Below are 15,940 nucleotides of genomic sequence, written 5' to 3' on the forward strand. Positions count from 1 at the left end.
CCGCCCGGCCGATCATGCGAAACAGCCACCGGGCCGTCGGGCCCGGTGGCTTTTTCTTCGGCCGGACGCGCGGCTACTCGCGACGCACGCGCAGCAGGAATTTCTGCAGCTTGCCGGTCGGCGTGCGCGGCAGCGCCTGCGCGAACGCGAACTCGCGCGGGATCTTGTACGCGGCGAGCCGCTCGCCGCAGAACGCGCGCAGCGCGTCCGCATCGGGCACCGCGCCTGCGCGCATCACGACGTGCGCGATGACCGTCTCGCCCCACTCGGGGTGCGGGACGCCGACGACGGCCGCCTCGGCGATGTCCGGGTGCGCGCCGAGCACGTCTTCCACTTCCTTCGAATAGACGTTCTCGCCGCCCGTCACGATCATGTCCTTCAGCCGGTCGACGATGAACAGGTAGCCATCCTGATCGATCCGCGCGATGTCGCCGGTGCGATACCAGCTGTCCGGCGCGAACGCGGCGCGCGTCGCGGCTGCGTCGTCGAGATAGCCGAGCATCATGCTGTCGGCCTTCAGCCAGATCTCGCCGGTCTCGCCCGGCTGCGCATCGATGCCGTCCATCCGCACGACGCGCAGGTCGACGCCCGGGCCGCCGTGGCGGCCGATCGAACCGGCTTTCGCGATCTGCTCGTCCGGATACAGCGTCGTGCCGGCCGGGCCCGTTTCCGTCATGCCGTATACCTGGAAGAACGCGTCGCTGCGATACGCGCGCGCGAGCCGTTCGGCCTGCGCGGTGCCGATCGGGCCGCCGCCGACCAGCCACGCGCGCACGCTCGACAGGTCGAACGCCGCGAAGCCGTCGATCGTGTCGAGCGGCAGCGTGTACGACACGGGCGCGCCGAAATACAGCGTCACGCGCTCGCGCTCGACGGCCTGCAGGAACCGCAGCGGATGGTATTCGCGCAGCAGCACGACGGTGCCGCCCGCGTACAGCGTGCCGCCGAACCAGTTGTTGAGCGGCGACGAATGCCAGATCGGCATCGCCATCAGCGTGCGCTCGTTGCGGCCGATGCCGGTCGCGAGCGCCGCCGACATCGCCGCGAGCGTCACGGTGCGGTGGCTGTGCACGCAGCCTTTCGGCCGGCCGGTCGTGCCGGACGTATAGAGGATCTGCGCGATGTCGCCGTCGGCCGGCTCGATGCCCGCGACGCCGTCCATCGTTGCGCACATCGTGTCGAAGCACGGCACGCCGCCGAGCTCGCCTTCGGTCACGAGCCGCCGCGCCGGATGAACGATGCGTTCGAGCACCGGCGCGAGCGCCACGTCGAACAGGATCACCTTGCTGCGGCTGTGTTCGAGCACATAGTCGACTTCCGGGGCCTGCAGCTTGTGGTTGATCGGCACGAACGTCGCGCCGAGTCGCCACGCGCCAAACATCAGGTCGACGAAGGCCGGCGTGTTGAAGCACATCGCGGCGACGCGGTCGCCGGCCGCGATGCCGAGCGCGCTCAGCACGGCCGCCGCACGGTGCGAACGCTCGCGCGCGGCGGCATAGGTGATCGTCGCGGATTCGCTGACGAGGAACGGCTTGTCGGGCGTCGCGCGGGCGGCGCGGTCGAGGGCGGCGACGAGGTTCATCGGGGCTCCGGGCGGGGCGAACGAAGGCGAACTGACGCGAACTGACGCAAACGGACAGGCGTCAGGCCGGGTAGGCACGCCGCAGCAGCGCGGCGACGTCGATCGCGTGCGGATCGAAGCCGCCTGCGATGCGGCCCCAGTCGGGTGCAGCGAGCCGCGTCGCGACGAACGCGTCGGCGACGGCGGCCGGCGCATCGCGGCGCAGCAGGCACGCCTGCGCGACGAGCGCGAGCCGCTGCGCGAACACGCGGCCCGACGCCTCGAGCGTGTCGGCCGGCGCGGCGAGCATCGCGCGCAGCGCGTCGAGCGCCGCGCGGATGCGCGGTTCGCCCGCGCCGAGGTCGGCCAGTTCGGCGAACAGCGCGGCGGCCGCGTCGGGCTCGCGCGACACCGCGCGCAGCACGTCGAGGCACATCACGTTGCCCGAGCCTTCCCAGATCGAGTTGACGGGGGCCTCGAGGAACAGCCGCGCGATCCGGCCGTCGTCGACATAGCCGTTGCCGCCGAACACTTCCATCACCTCGCCGCTCAGCTCGACCGCGCGCTTGCAGACCCAGAATTTCGCGGCGGGCGTGACGATCCGCTTCCATGCGCGTTCGCGCGGCGAGTCGTCGCGCTCGAACGCGTCGGCAACGCGCATCGCGAGCGCGAGCGCGGCTTCGCTTTCGAGCGCGAGATCGGCCAGCACGGTGCGCATCAGCGGCTGCTCGGCGAGCGCGCGGCCGAACGCGTGGCGCTGGCGCGTGTACGCGATCGCCTGCACGACGCCCTGGCGCAGCATCGCCGCGCTGCCGAGCACGCAGTTCAGCCGCGTGGTGGTGGCCATCTCGATAATGGTCGGAATGCCGCGGCCTTCGTCGCCGAGCATGATGCCCCACGCGTCGTTCAGCTCGATCTCGCTGCTCGAGTTGCTGCGGTTGCCGACCTTGTTCTTCAGCCGCTGGATCTCGACCGCGTTCTTCGTGCCGTCCGGCCGCCAGCGCGGCACGTAGAAGCACGACGGGCTGCCGCCCTCGGTGTGCGCGACGACGAGATGCGCGTCGCACATCGGCGCGGAGAAGAACCACTTGTGGCCGCGCAGCCGGTATTCGCCGCCGCGCCCGCCCGCGCCGACGGCGGTCGCGAGCGTCGTGTTCGCGCGCACGTCGGAGCCGCCCTGTTTCTCGGTCATCCCCATGCCGAACCAGATCGAGCGCTTGTCGGCGACCGGCACGTCGCGCGGATCGTAGTCGTCGCTGTAGAGCTTGTCGCGCAGCAGATCCCACAGCGCGGGCTCCTTCTGCAGCACGGGAATCGCGGCTTGCGTCATCGTCGCCGGGCACAGCGTGCCGGCCTCGATCTGGCCATGCAGGTAGAAGCCGGCGGCGGTCGCGGCCCAGCGGCCGCGGCGCGTATCGCGGAACGCGAGCGACACGAAGCCTTCGCGGCGGTACTGGCCGAGCAGCGTGTGCCACGCGGGATGGAAGTCGACGCGGTCGATGCGCCGGCCGCGCCGGTCGAACGTGTTCAGCTCCGGCGTGTGGCGGTTCGCGTCATCGGCGAGTTGCGCGGTGTCGGCGCTGCCGAGCCGCGCGCCGTACGCGTCGAGCTGCGGCACGGCCCAGTCGGCGCCCGCGCGGGTAAGCGCGTCGCGCAGCGCGACGTCCGTCGCGAAGAGGTTATAGTCGGCCAGTTCGTCGAACTGGTTCGTGACGGCGTGAGTCGATTCGGTCATCGAGGTTGTCTCCGGTCTCATGCTTCGCGGGGCAGCCGGCGTCATGCAACACGGGTGGCGCTTCGGCGCTGGTTCCTGCCCCCGGTAAAACGCGTTCCCTGCTGAATTCCAGAGTAGCAAATATGCCGCCGCGACATGTTCAGGTTCCGGCGCCGCCCGGCCAGCCGGCGGCGCAACCCGCGCCCGCGTTGCGCCGCCGGCCGCGCCAGTCGCGCGCGCAGGCGAGCTCCGCCGCGTTGCAGCAGGCGTTCGTTCAGCTTTTGCTCGAACGCGGCTACGCGAAGGCGACGATCCGCGAGATCGCGGCCGTCGCGGGCGTCAGCATCGGCACCTTCTACGCGTATTTCGGCGACAAGCAGAGCCTCGCTGCGCTCTGTATCCACCGTCGCGTGCTGGCAATGGCCGACCGGCTGCGCGACGCGGCGCAGCGGCTGCGCGGCGTGCCGCGGGCCGAACTCGCCGCGGCGCTCGTCGACCTGCAGGTCGACGCGATCGGCGCCGACGCGGCGCTGTGGAGCGCATTCTTCGCGCTGGAGCGGCAGGTGTCGCCGCTCGCCGCCTACCGCCGGCATTACGACGCGTATGTCGTGCTGTGGCGCGACGCGCTCGCTCACGCGGCCGACCCGCCGCCGGCCGCGCGGCTCGACGGGGTTGCGCGGATGGCGCACACGGTCTGCTACGGCGGGATCTCGCAGGCGTTGCTGACGCTCGGGCCCGCGCTCGACCTCGTCGCGTTGCGCGGCGAACTGCGGGCCGTGCTGCTCGCGTATCTGGCGGCGGCGGGCGGGTAGCCTTCCCTAGGGGTAATGCCTGATGCGCATGTCAGGCCGGCAGGTCGGCCTTGCCGCTGCACGCTTCATATCGCGAGCCATGAGAAAAATGCATGGCCGCCATGACGAACTTTCGATTGTCCGCCGATATTGGCTGGGGCTAAATCATGCGGCAGATGCAGGGCCGCGCGCTGCGCGCGGGCCAGCCCGAAGGACATCAGAAGGAGGAGTCATGCGAAGCGCCACCGCGCCCCGTTCGAAACTGCCGGACGTCGGGACGACGATCTTCACGGTGATCGGCCAGCTGGCCGCCCGGCACGATGCGTTGAACCTGTCGCAGGGCGCGCCGAATTTCGCGCCCGATCCGGCGCTCGTCGAAGGCGTCGCGCGCGCGATGCGCGACGGGCACAACCAGTACGCGCCGATGGCCGGCGTCGCGGCGCTGCGCGAGCGGCTCGCCGAGAAGACCGAGGCGCTGTACGGCGCGCGCTACGACCCGGCGACCGAGATCACGGTGATCGCGAGCGCGAGCGAAGGGCTCTACGCGGCGATCAGCGCGCTCGTGCATCCGGGCGACGAGGTGATCTATTTCGAGCCGTCGTTCGACAGCTATGCGCCGATCGTACGGCTGCAGGGCGCGACGCCCGTCGCGATCAAGCTGTCGCCCGAGCATTTCCGCGTGAACTGGGACGAGGTGGCCGCGGCGATCACGCCGCGCACGCGGATGATCATCGTCAACACGCCGCACAACCCGACCGCGACCGTGTTCTCGGCCGACGATCTCGCGCGGCTCGCGCAGCTCACGCGCGGCACGGACATCGTGATCCTGTCCGACGAGGTCTACGAGCACGTCGTGTTCGACGGCGCACCGCACCAGAGCATGGCGCGCCACCGCGAGCTGGCCGAGCGCAGCGTGATCGTGTCGTCGTTCGGCAAGTCGTTCCACGTGACGGGCTGGCGGGTCGGCCATTGCCTCGCGCCGGCCGAACTGATGGACGAGATCCGCAAGGTGCACCAGTTCATGGTGTTCGCGGCCGACACGCCGATGCAGGTCGCGTTCGCGGAAATCCTCGCGCGGCCGGACAGCTATCTCGGCCTGTCGGCGTTCTACCAGGCCAAGCGCGACCTGCTCGCGCGCGAGCTGGCCGATTCGCGTTTCGAGCTGCTGCCGAGCGAAGGCTCGTTCTTCATGCTCGCGCGTTTCCGGCACTTCTCGGACGAAAGCGATAGCGATTTTGTGCTGCGCCTGATCCGCGACGCGCGCGTGGCGACGATTCCGCTGTCGGCGTTCTATACCGACGGCACCGACGCCGGCGTGATCCGGCTCAGTTTTTCGAAGGACGACGCGACGCTGGTCGAAGGCGCGCGGCGGCTGCGTTCGCTGTAGTACGGAAACCGGCGACGGGGACGTCGCATCGACCAGACACAGGAGATCACCATGAAGCACACGGCAACCCTGAAACTCGCGTTCGCACTCGCGTGCGCAATCGGCTCCGGCGCGGCGCTCGCCGATGCGCAGACGCTGCGTTTCGGCCTCGAGGCGCAATACCCGCCATTCGAGTCGAAAGCGCCGAACGGCGACCTGCAGGGCTTCGACATCGACGTCGGCAATGCCGTCTGCCAGACGGCGAAGCTGTCGTGCAAATGGGTCGAGACGTCGTTCGACGGCCTGATTCCCGCGCTGAAGGGCCGCAAGTTCGACGCGATCAACTCGGCGATGAACGCGACCGAGCAGCGGCGCCAGGCGATCGACTTCACGACGATCATCTACCGCGTGCCGACCCAGCTGATCGCGCGCGCCGGCAGCGGCCTGCTGCCGACACCGGAAGCGCTGAAGGGCAAGCGCGTCGGCGTGCTGCAGGCGTCGATCCAGGAAACCTACGCGAAGGCGCACTGGGAGCCGGCCGGCGTCGCGATCGTCGCGTACCAGGACCAGAACCAGGCCTATGCGGACCTCGTGGCGGGCCGCCTCGATGCGACGCTCGTGCTCGCGCCGTCCGGCCAGCGCGGCTTCCTGTCGCGCCCGGACGGCAAGGGCTTCTCGTTCGTCGGCCAGCCCGTGCACGACGACCGGATCCTCGGCAGCGGCATCGCGTTCGGCCTGCGCAAGGGCGACGACGCGCTGAAGGCGAAGCTCGATGCGGCGATCGACAAGCTGAAGGCGGACGGCACGGTGAAGTCGCTCGGCCTGAAGTATTTCGGCGATATCGACATCTCGACGAAGTAAGCGGGGCCGCGCGATGCAGACCCGGGATACGGCCGCCGCGGGCGGCAAACAGGGCGGCGCGCCGCTGTCGGGCGATGCGCTCGACGCCGTGCTCGTCGCCGAACTGGGCGACGCGCTCGTCACGCGCTCGGCAGACATCGATCCGCGCTACTTCACCGCATACAACGAGCCGACCGGCGTGCGGCCGCGCGCGCTGGTGCGCCCGCGCAGCGTCGACGACGTGTCGCGCACGCTCGCGCTGTGCGCGCGGCTCGGCCAACCGGTCGTGCCGCAAGGCGGGCTGACGGGGCTCGCGCGCGGCGCGGTCGCGCTCGGCGGCGAGATCGTGCTGTCGATGGAACGCTTCGCGGGCATCGAAGCGCTCGACGCGGCGGCCGGCACGCTGACCGTGCGCGCCGGGACGCCGCTGCAGACGGTGCAGGAGGCCGCGGCAGCGGCGGGTTTCACGTTCGGTGTCGATCTCGGCGCGCGCGGCTCGTGCCAGATTGGCGGCATGCTCGCGACGAATGCGGGCGGCACGCGCGCGATCCGCTACGGGATGATGCGCGAGCAGGTGCTCGGGCTCGAGGCCGTGCTCGTGGACGGCACGATCGTGTCGTCGATGAACCGGATGCTGAAGAACAACGCGGGCTACGACCTGAAGCAGCTGTTCATCGGCAGCGAGGGGACGCTCGGCGTCGTCACGCGCGCGGTGCTGCGGCTGCACCCGTTGCTCGCCGCGCCGGCCACGGCGCTCTGCCGCGTGCGCGACTACGACGCGGTGGTCGGATTGTGGAACCGCGTGCGCACGCTGCCGGAGGTCGTCAGCTTCGAGGCGATGTGGCCGGCGTTCTACGACTACGTCGCGCGCCATACGCCGGGCATTACCGCACCGTTCGCGGGCGACGGCGGCTTCGCGGTGCTGATCGAGTGCGCGACGAGCGCGCCGGGCGGCGACGCGCACCACGCGCTGGAAACCGGCCTTGCGGCGGGGCTCGACGCAGGGCTCGTCGACGATGCGGTGCTCGCGACGTCGGAGCGCCAGGCGCGCGATCTGTGGACGCTGCGCGAAGGCCTCTCGATCGATGCGCTGCCGCATCTCGTCAACTTCGACGTGAGCCTGCCGACGGGCGAGCTCGGCGCGTTCGCCGAGCGCTGCGAGGCGGCGCTGCGGGCGCGCTGGCCGGAGGTCACGTGCCTGTTCTTCGGCCATGTCGGCGACGGCAACGTGCATATCGGCGTGTCGCTGGCCGGGATGACCGATACGGACGCCGACGCGCTCGATCACGGCGTGTACGCGGTGGTGCGGGACATGGGCGGCTCGGTGTCGGCCGAGCACGGGATCGGCGCGCTCAAGCGGCCATATCTCGCGCACACGCGCAGCGATGCGGAAATCGGCCTGATGCGACGCCTGAAGGCCGCGCTGGACCCGCGCGGCATCCTGAATCCCGGCAAGGTACTTTGACCGGGTCGATTCCCGTTGCCGGCGGGAGCCGGCCTTCGTGACGCGTCAGCCGTCCACCCAGCGCAGCGCGCCGATCTTCAGGTGTTCGACGACGCTGCGCGCCCAGTCGAGTTCCGCATTGAGCAGCACGAGCGCGTGTTCATTCTGCAGCAGGAACAGGCGCGGCACCTGCTCGGCCTGTGCGGCGTTGCGCAGCGCTTCCAGGCGCTCGCGCTCGGCGTCGAGCCGGGCGATGCGAAGCTCGAGCTGGCGCCGTGCATCGTCGGCGTCGAGCAGCGGCAGGAACGCGAGGCCGGCGCCGAACGCCGGAAATTCGCGCGCGGGCTCCGCGAGCAGCGCATGCAGCCACGTTTGTCCGGCCGTGTGCCCGGCCTCGGTCAGCGCATAGAGCGTGCGCTCCGGAAAGGCGCCATCGCGCTCGGTGTCGTGCACGGCGATCATGCCGTCGCGCAGCAGCCGGTCGATCGTCTGGTAGAGGCTCGTGCGCTGCCGCACGTTGACGACTTCGTCGTACCCGCGGGCCTTCAGTTGCTGCAGCATCCCGTACGGATGCATCGGCGTTTCGGTGAGCGTCGCGAGGACGGCCAGCGCTAGCGGGGACGGGCGGCTCGTTGACATGAATAGTTATAAATAACCTAGTAAGAATATGACTATTCTCGATCAGACTATCTTATTTCACAAGGGTTTCAGCCGAGGTGCGAGCGCTTCGCGGCCGGCGCAACGGTTTCCATGGTCGCGAGACCGTGCACGATTCCGCAATCCTCGACCGAATGCTCGCCGACGCACTGGCGGCGCAATTCGGTGAGCTGGTCGCGCAGATGCGTGAGTTCCGCGAGGCGCGCGTCGACGTGTCCGATGTGATCGTCGAGCAACGAATTGATCGAATCGCAGCGGTCGGCCGGCGTGTCGGTGAGCTGCAGCAGCGCGCGGATCTCGTCGTGCGCCATGTCGAGAGCGCGGCAGTTGCGGATGAAGCGCAGCCGTTCGACGTGCACGTCGGTGTAGTTGCGGTAGTTCGAGTCGGTGCGCTCGGCATCCGGCATCAGACCCTCCTTCTCGTAGAAGCGGATCGTTTCGGGCGTGCAGCGGGCCGCTTTGGCCAGTTCGCCGATCTTCATACCTTTCTCCCGTGCAAGGGTTGACCTTGTAGTGGCTTCAGGGTGTTAACTCTACACCGTCAAGCCATAAAGGAGGTTGTCATGACCGACGCCCAGCGTACCCCCGACCCACGACACCGTCATGCCGATGGCGCCGATACGTGCTGCGCCGACTCGCGCGGTACGCAGACGGCGACCGTTGCCGACGCGGCGCCGGCGGCCGGCGAGCACGCGCACGGCGAGGCCGCGTCGCGCGGCCACGACCATGATCACAGCCACGGCGGCAGCAACGGGCACGATCACGACCATGCCGCGCACGGTAATGCGGACCATGATCACGATCATGCGCACGGCGAAGCGCATGTGCACGGCGCCGCGTGCTCGCACGGCCACGCGGCGCACGACGATGCCGGTCACGACCACGACCACGACCACGACCACGCGGCCGGCGACTGCTGCGCGCCTGCCGCGCTGGCGCTCGCGCCGCTGCCGGTCGCGCAGGCGACCGCGTTGGGCCACGTGCGCTCCGCGTTCCGGATCATGCAGATGGACTGCCCGACCGAGGAAACGCTGATCCGCAAGAAGCTCGGCGGGATGAGCGAAGTGTCGGCGCTCGAATTCAACCTGATGCAGCGGATGCTGACCGTCGACCACGTGCCGGGTGCACAGCCGGCGATCGAAAGCGCGATCCGCACGCTCGGGATGACGCCCGAGGCCGCGGCGGCCGGCGCGCCGACGCCGCGTGTCGCCGATGCGCCCGCGAAGCCGTGGTGGCCGCTGGCGCTGGCCGGCGTCGCCGCGATCGCGTCCGAGGGGGCGACCTGGGCCGGCCTGCCCGTGTGGCTGTCGGCGGCGCTCGCGCTCGTGGCGGTGCTCGCGTGCGGGCTCACCACGTACAAGAAGGGCTGGATCGCGATTCGCAACGGCAACCTGAACATCAACGCGCTGATGAGCATCGCGGTGACGGGCGCGATGGCGATCGGCCAGTGGCCCGAAGCCGCGATGGTGATGGTGCTGTTCACGATTGCAGAACTGATCGAGGCGAAGTCGCTCGACCGGGCGCGCAATGCGATCCAGGGGCTGATGCAGCTCGCGCCGGACACGGCGACCGTACAGGACGCGGACGGGGCGTGGCGCACGATCGAGGCCGCGCAGGTCGCGCTCGGCGCGGTCGTGCGCGTGAAGCCGGGCGAGCGGATCGGGCTGGACGGCGAAGTCGTCGCGGGCCGCTCGACGGTCAACCAGGCGCCGATCACCGGCGAGAGCCTGCCCGTCGAAAAGACGGCCGGCGACGCCGTGTACGCGGGCACGATCAACGAATCGGGTTCGTTCGAATACCGCGTGACGGCCGTCGCGGCCAACTCGACGCTCGCGCGGATCATCCACGCGGTCGAGGAGGCACAGGGCGCGAAGGCGCCGACCCAGCGCTTCGTCGACCAGTTCGCCCGCATCTACACGCCGATCGTGTTCGCGGTCGCGCTGCTGGTCGCGGTGGTGCCGCCGCTCGTCGCGGGCGGCGCGTGGCACGACTGGATCTATCGCGCGCTGGTGCTGCTCGTGATCGCGTGCCCGTGCGCGCTGGTGATCTCGACGCCCGTGACGATCGTGTCGGGGCTCGCGGCCGCGGCGCGGCGCGGGATTCTCGTGAAGGGCGGCGTCTATCTGGAAGAAGGGCGCAAGCTCGCGTGGCTCGCGCTCGACAAGACCGGCACGATCACGCACGGCAAGCCGGTGCAGACCGACTTCGACGTGCAGGCGACCGACGTCGACGCGGCGCGTGTCCGGCACCTCGGCGCGAGCCTTGCGGCGCGCTCGGATCACCCGGTGTCGCAGGCGATCGCGGCCGCGGCCCGCGATGCTGGAACGGCGGCATTCTCCGATGTGCAGGACTTCGAAGCACTGGTCGGGCGCGGCGTGCGCGGCACGATCGACGGCGCGCGCTACTGGCTCGGCAACCACCGGCTCGTCGAGGAGCTCGAGCGCTGCTCGCCGGCGCTCGAGGCGAAGCTCGATGCGCTCGAGCGGCAGGGCAAGAGCGTCGTGGTGCTGGTCGACGCTGCGCGCGTGCTCGGCATCTTCGCGGTGGCCGACACGATCAAGGACACGAGTCGCGACGCGATCGCCGATCTGCATGCGCTCGGCATCCGCACCGCGATGCTGACGGGCGACAACCCGCATACCGCGCAGGCGATCGCGCAGCAGGCCGGCATCGACGACGCACGCGGCAACCAGTTGCCGGAAGACAAGCTCGCGGCGGTCGAGGAGCTGTCGGCCGGCGGCGCGGGGGCGGTCGGGATGGTCGGCGACGGGATCAACGATGCGCCGGCGCTCGCGCGCGCCGACATCGGCTTCGCGATGGGCGCGATGGGCACCGACACGGCGATCGAGACGGCCGACGTCGCGCTGATGGACGACGACCTGCGCAAGATTCCCGCGTTCGTGCGGCTGTCGCGCGCGACGCATCGCGTGCTGGTGCAGAACATCGGCTTCGCGCTCGGCGTGAAGGTCGTGTTCCTCGGCCTGACGGTCGCGGGGCTCGGCACGATGTGGATGGCCGTATTCGCCGACGCGGGCGCGAGCCTGATCGTCGTGGCCAACGGCTTGCGGCTGCTGTCGTCCTCCGGGGCGTTCGGCGGCGCGCAGGCCAGGGGTTGAGGAGCGGGCGATGAGCTTTCTGAAACGAATCCTGGGCGGCCATGGCGGTGGTCATGGCGGCGGGCCGGGCAGCAGCGGCCACGGCGGCGGGCATCACGGCGAGCCGCGCCGGGACGGCCACGGCAGCCACGATGCGCGCGTCCGCGATCGCCACGGCTGGGGCTGGCAGGCGCCGGCCGACGGTCAGGGCGGCCTGGGCGGCAATGCGCCGCCGAGCCAGCTCGCCTGCGCGGGCTGCGGCGCGCTCAATGCGGCGGATGCGCGTTTCTGCGCGCAGTGCGGCGCGTCGCAGCGCGGCAAGGCCTGCAGCCGCTGTCACTCGGCGCTGGCTGCCGACGCGCGTTTCTGTCCGGGGTGCGGGACGCAGGCCGCATAAGCGTGCCGGCCATTCGCGCTGGCGGCGCATGAACGCCGGCCGGCGCACCGGCGCTTCGATCAGCGCAGCGGCAGATGAATCTCGGTGCGCAGGTCGGCCGGCGCCGCGTCCATCGGCGTATTGAGGTACAGCTCGAACGGCGGCGCGTCGGCGGCTTCGCGGCCCGAGTGGCGCAGCCAGTCGCCGTAGAGCCACTGGTAGGCCGTCTTCAGGTCCGCATACGGCCCCGTATGCAGCAGCACCGCGTATTCGCCGCCCGATACCGTCGCGCGTTCGACCGGCGGCGCGGGCTCGACGTCCGGTGCGCCGTCGGCTGGCATGAAGCAGGCCTTCGCGCGCAGTTGCGCTTCGGGCGTCGTATCCGGATCGTCGTAGAAGATCCCGATCATCTTCGCGCCCGGGCCGATCAGCCCGTGTTGCCCGACCCACGAGCCGATCCGCGCGAACGCGTCGCCGACCTTCATGTACGCGCCGGTGTGCGCCACCGCGTAGCCGCGCAGTTCCGGCAGGCGCCGGATCTCGACTTCATGCTTGAACATGTCTTCCTCTCCACTCCGTAGCGGATAAATCGGCCGGTACGCGCCCGCGCGCCGCGAATCTTGTCGATCGGCCGGGCAAGAACCGACGTCACGGTAGCACGGCCCGAATGGATAAATCTTGCGGAAATGCGTAGCGCCGAGAAATCCGCCCCTTTTTAATTTTTGCAAAATGGGGTCTCGCCCCCTGCGATCTATGTCTAAAGTTAAAGACGGTGAAATAGGGTGAAGGCGTCATTTTTCTCAGGTAAGTTGCTCGGGCAGCAACGCAGGTTTTTCGAAGTACGCAGGTAGTTCGTCGATGTTCAATCGCAACGCCACGTTTTCGGGAGAAGAAGAAATGGATGCTTCCAGCTTCATCACGTCGCTGCAGGCCACGCTAGGCGGATACCTGCCCAAGATCGCCGGCGCGATCGGCATCCTGGTGATCGGCTGGCTGATAGCCGTGGTGGTGCGGGCCGGCGCGCTGCGCCTGCTCGGCGCGCTGAAGGTCGACCAGCGGATCAACGAAAGCACCGGCCAGGGTGCGTATGTCGAGCGCATCATTGCCGGCGGCCTGTTCTGGCTCGTGCTGCTGGTCACCGCGGTGGGCATCTTCAATGTGCTCAACCTGTACGCGGTGTCCAATCCGTTCTCGCTGCTCGTCACGCACATCGTCAACTACCTGCCGAACCTGATCGGCGGCGCGGCGCTGACGCTGATCGCGTGGCTCATCGCGTCGCTGCTGCGCAGCCTCGCGAACCGCGCGTTGAAGGCCAGCAAGATCGACGACAAGCTGTCCGACGGCGCGGGCATGCAGCCGATGAGCGGCTATCTCGGCGACGTGCTGTTCTGGCTCGTGATCCTGATGTTCCTGCCGGCGATTCTCGCGTCGTTCGCGCTGTCGGGCCTGCTGTCGCCCGTGCAGGGGATGGTCGACAAGCTGCTGGCGATCGTGCCGAACCTGTTCGCGGCCGCGGTGATCGGTTTCGTCGGCTGGATCGTCGCGCGCGTGCTGCGCGGCCTGGTGACGAACCTGCTCGTCGCCGCCGGCGCCGACCGCCTCACGCAGCGCCTCGACAGCCCGACGCCTGTGCGCGTGTCGAGCCTGGTCGGCACGATCGTCTACGTGTTCGTGTTCGTGCCGACGCTGATCTCCGCGCTCGACGCGCTGAAGATCGACGCGATCTCGGGCCCCGCGACCAACATGCTGAACCAGTTCCTCGGCGCGGTGCCGGACATCGTCGCGGCGATCGTGATCGTGCTCGTCACGTTCTACTTCGCGCGCTTCGTCGCGTCGCTCGCGCAGAAGCTGCTGGAAGCCGCCGGCGTCGACGGGCTGCCGACCGTGCTCGGCGTCGAGCGCGTGTTCTCGGGGATCCTGCAGCCGTCGGTGCTGGTGGCGCGGCTGATCGTGTTCTTCGCGATGCTGTTCGCGTCGGTCGAAGCCGCGAACCGGCTCGGTTTCTCGCAGGTGCGCGACGTCGTCACGCTGTTCATCGAATTCGGCGGCCACGTGCTGATGGGCGGCGTGATCCTCGTGATCGGCGTGTGGCTCGCGGGCCTCGCGCGCCGCGTGATCGAGCAGGCCGACCGCGAGCACAGCGTGCTGTTTGCGCGCATCGCGCAATTCGCGATCCTCGGCCTCGTGTTCGCGATGGGGCTGCGCGCGATGGGCATCGCGAACGAGATCGTCCAGCTCGCGTTCGGCCTCGTGCTCGGCGCGATCGCGGTGGCCGTCGCACTGTCGTTCGGCCTCGGCGGCCGCGAAGCGGCCGGCAAGCTGCTCGACCGCTGGTTCAACCAGCGCGGCGGCGGCCAGTAATACCGCCGTGCGCGTGCGGCCGGCCGCTGCGTGCGGCCGGTGACGCCCGCTGCGGCGAGGCCCGGTCAGGCGCTCGCGTCTCGCGCATCGAGATGCGGCGCGCCGCCGGGCGCGGTGTTTCCGCAAGCGAAATGTCAGCCGCGATCTTTGCCGAATTTCGATAACACGTCGTTTAATGACTCTCTAGCATCGATTCTCAGTCGCGCAGGCCGACAGGCCGGGCGCCTTTGAGGAGAGAGTCCGATGAAAGCAGAGTCGAATGGCCGGCCCGCCGCCGGCGCCAAGTCGTCCGGCCAGCCCGCGCTGCAGCAGACGCTCGGGACCTGGCAACTGTGGGGTATTGCGGTCGGCCTGGTGATTTCCGGCGAATACTTCGGCTGGAGCTACGGCTGGGCGAGCGCCGGCACGCTGGGTTTCGTCGTCACCGCGCTGTTCGTCGCGGCGATGTACACGACCTTCATCTTCAGCTTCACCGAGCTGACGACGTCGATCCCGCACGCGGGCGGCCCGTTCGCGTATGCGCGCCGTGCGTTCGGCCCGACGGGCGGCTATCTCGCAGGCGCGGCGACGCTCGTCGAGTTCGTGTTCGCGCCGCCCGCGATCGCGCTCGCGATCGGCGCCTACCTGCACGTGCAGTTCCCGGGCCTCGAGCCGAAGCATGCGGCGATGGGCGCGTATCTCGTGTTCATGGCGCTGAACATCGTCGGCGTGCAGATCGCCGCGACCTTCGAGCTGGTCGTCACGCTGCTCGCGATCTTCGAGCTGCTGGTGTTCATGGGCGTCGTGTCGCCGGGCTTCGCGTGGAGCAACTTCACGAAGGGCGGCTGGTCGGGCGCCGATCATTTCAGCGTCGGCGCGTTCCACGGGATGTTCGCGGCGATCCCGTTCGCGATCTGGTTCTTCCTCGCGATCGAAGGCGTCGCAATGGCCGCCGAGGAAGCGAAGAACCCGAAGCGCTCGATTCCGATCGCCTACGTGGCCGGGATCCTGACCCTCGTTGCGCTCGCGATCGGCGTGATGGTGTTCGCCGGCGGTGCAGGCGACTGGACCAAGCTCGCGAACATCAACGATCCGCTGCCGCAGGCGATGAAGTACATCGTCGGCGCGAACAGCGGCTGGATGCACATGCTCGTGTGGCTCGGGCTGTTCGGGCTCGTCGCGTCGTTCCACGGGATCATCCTCGGCTATTCGCGCCAGATCTTCGCGCTGGCCCGCGAAGGCTACCTGCCGGAGTGGCTCGGGAAGGTGCATCCGCGCTTCAAGACCCCGCATCGCGCGATCCTCGCGGGCGGCGTGGTCGGCATCGCGGCGATCTACAGCGACGAGCTGATCCAGTTCGGCGGGCAGACGCTGACGGCGAATATCGTGACGATGTCGGTATTCGGTGCGATCGTGATGTATATCGTCAGCATGGCATCGTTGTTCAAGCTGCGCCGCTCGCAGCCGAACATGGCGCGGCCGTTCCGCGCGCCGCTGTACCCGATCTTCCCGGCATTCGCGATTCTGGCGGCGCTCGTCTGTCTCGGTACGATGGTGTATTTCAACGGGCTGGTCGCGCTGGTGTTCGTCGGCTTTCTCGCGGTCGGCTATGCGTACTTCCTCGCGACCCGCGCGCAGCGCGCGAGCGCACCGGGCAATGCGCTGCTGGAGGAGTGAGCGGCACGAAGGTGAAGGGCCGTTTCTGACGGCATCCGGCGCGCCCCGTCGAACGGGCGCGCCGTCGGCTTTGGGCAAG

At 69.4% G+C, this 15,940-nt stretch carries 12 protein-coding genes and 1 pseudogene; 8 read left to right on the forward strand and 5 right to left on the reverse strand.

Annotation, left to right across the window (positions count from 1 at the left end; all coding sequences use genetic code 11):
- Positions 1-73: 73 nt before the first annotated feature.
- Together CUJ89_RS00655 and CUJ89_RS00660 are read right to left on the reverse strand one after the other, a co-directional pair.
- A complete protein-coding gene (locus CUJ89_RS00655) occupies positions 74-1,582 on the reverse strand; it encodes a class I adenylate-forming enzyme family protein (protein WP_114175448.1) in 1,509 nt (502 codons plus the stop codon).
- A gap of 61 nt (positions 1,583-1,643) precedes the next feature.
- A complete protein-coding gene (locus CUJ89_RS00660) occupies positions 1,644-3,296 on the reverse strand; it encodes an acyl-CoA dehydrogenase family protein (RefSeq protein ID WP_114175450.1) in 1,653 nt (550 codons plus the stop codon).
- Between the two features lie 122 nt (positions 3,297-3,418).
- Here CUJ89_RS00660 and CUJ89_RS00665 point away from each other — a divergent pair, with 122 nt between their 5' ends.
- The 4 genes from CUJ89_RS00665 (at position 3,419) to CUJ89_RS00680 (ending at position 7,737) form a co-directional block, all read left to right on the forward strand.
- Positions 3,419-4,087, forward strand: coding sequence for a TetR/AcrR family transcriptional regulator (locus CUJ89_RS00665; protein WP_114175452.1), 669 nt, complete (start codon positions 3,419-3,421; stop codon positions 4,085-4,087).
- 211 nt (positions 4,088-4,298) lie between these two features.
- Positions 4,299-5,453, forward strand: a complete 1,155-nt coding sequence (locus tag CUJ89_RS00670) for a pyridoxal phosphate-dependent aminotransferase (protein ID WP_114175454.1) — start codon at positions 4,299-4,301, stop codon at positions 5,451-5,453.
- Between the two features lie 51 nt (positions 5,454-5,504).
- A complete protein-coding gene (locus CUJ89_RS00675) occupies positions 5,505-6,293 on the forward strand; it encodes an ABC transporter substrate-binding protein (RefSeq protein ID WP_114175456.1) in 789 nt (262 codons plus the stop codon).
- A gap of 13 nt (positions 6,294-6,306) precedes the next feature.
- Positions 6,307-7,737: an FAD-binding oxidoreductase gene (locus tag CUJ89_RS00680; protein ID WP_114175458.1), complete on the forward strand. Its 1,431-nt coding sequence runs from the start codon at positions 6,307-6,309 to the stop codon at positions 7,735-7,737.
- A 45-nt stretch (positions 7,738-7,782) separates the two neighbouring features.
- Here the strand turns inward: CUJ89_RS00680 and CUJ89_RS00685 are convergent, their stop codons facing one another.
- Both CUJ89_RS00685 and cadR read right to left on the reverse strand, forming a co-directional pair.
- Positions 7,783-8,355 carry a PadR family transcriptional regulator gene (locus tag CUJ89_RS00685; protein ID WP_114175460.1) on the reverse strand — a complete coding sequence of 191 codons (573 nt, stop codon included), beginning with the start codon at positions 8,353-8,355 and terminating at the stop codon, positions 7,783-7,785.
- 68 nt (positions 8,356-8,423) lie between these two features.
- The gene (cadR, locus tag CUJ89_RS00690; protein WP_011546785.1) at positions 8,424-8,855 is read right to left on the reverse strand and encodes a Cd(II)/Pb(II)-responsive transcriptional regulator; all 432 of its coding nucleotides are present in this window, start codon (positions 8,853-8,855) and stop codon (positions 8,424-8,426) included.
- Between the two features lie 81 nt (positions 8,856-8,936).
- On the opposite strand from cadR, the gene CUJ89_RS00695 reads away from it, so the two are divergent.
- A complete protein-coding gene (locus tag CUJ89_RS00695) occupies positions 8,937-11,489 on the forward strand; it encodes a heavy metal translocating P-type ATPase (RefSeq protein WP_114175462.1) in 2,553 nt (850 codons plus the stop codon).
- Positions 11,490-11,499: 10 nt separating this feature from the next.
- The gene (locus CUJ89_RS00700; protein ID WP_114175464.1) at positions 11,500-11,865 is read left to right on the forward strand and encodes a zinc ribbon domain-containing protein; all 366 of its coding nucleotides are present in this window, start codon (positions 11,500-11,502) and stop codon (positions 11,863-11,865) included.
- Between the two features lie 59 nt (positions 11,866-11,924).
- Here CUJ89_RS00700 and CUJ89_RS00705 read toward each other — a convergent pair.
- A pseudogene (locus CUJ89_RS00705) lies at positions 11,925-12,542 on the reverse strand (AraC family transcriptional regulator); the annotation flags it as partial.
- Between the two features lie 199 nt (positions 12,543-12,741).
- Between CUJ89_RS00705 and CUJ89_RS00710 the strand changes: the two are divergent.
- Both CUJ89_RS00710 and eat read left to right on the forward strand, forming a co-directional pair.
- Positions 12,742-14,205 carry a mechanosensitive ion channel gene (locus CUJ89_RS00710; protein ID WP_114175468.1) on the forward strand — a complete coding sequence of 488 codons (1,464 nt, stop codon included), beginning with the start codon at positions 12,742-12,744 and terminating at the stop codon, positions 14,203-14,205.
- A 243-nt stretch (positions 14,206-14,448) separates the two neighbouring features.
- Positions 14,449-15,861, forward strand: coding sequence for an ethanolamine permease (eat, locus tag CUJ89_RS00715; RefSeq protein WP_114175470.1), 1,413 nt, complete (start codon positions 14,449-14,451; stop codon positions 15,859-15,861).
- Positions 15,862-15,940 lie beyond the last annotated feature (79 nt).

Source organism: Burkholderia pyrrocinia, assembly GCF_003330765.1.
In the GTDB taxonomy this organism is placed as follows: Bacteria; Pseudomonadota; Gammaproteobacteria; order Burkholderiales; family Burkholderiaceae; genus Burkholderia; species Burkholderia pyrrocinia_B.